This window comes from Rhizobium ecuadorense, assembly GCF_001187535.1.
Classification (GTDB): Bacteria; Pseudomonadota; Alphaproteobacteria; order Rhizobiales; family Rhizobiaceae; genus Rhizobium; species Rhizobium ecuadorense.
In genome coordinates this window covers 1-225 of record NZ_LFIO01001852.1, presented here as the reverse complement: position 1 = coordinate 225, position 225 = coordinate 1, and the positions used below count along the sequence as shown (strand labels likewise).

Genomic DNA, 225 nt, shown 5'->3' with positions numbered 1-225 from the left:
GCCTAGGATCGGCGGCGAATTGCTTTAAAGCAATACATTAGGATAGATGAAGCTGGCCATGCATCGGCCGGCGGCGCGGCTCGGGTGCAACAGGGTCAGACCCTGTTCTTCATCGCGGCCCGCAATACATCATTGATCCGATCCTGCCAGCCAGGGCCATTTTCCTGGAAAAAGGCCAGCACATCGCTGTCGATCTTGAGCGAAACCAGCTCCTTGGTATTCGGC

At 56.4% G+C, this 225-nt stretch carries 1 protein-coding gene; it reads right to left on the bottom strand.

The genetic code is table 11. The features are described from left to right. Positions 1-95 precede the first annotated feature (95 nt). On the bottom strand, positions 96-225 hold a 130-nt coding region (locus tag AF337_RS41520; RefSeq protein WP_193393708.1), incomplete at its 5' end, for a BrnA antitoxin family protein.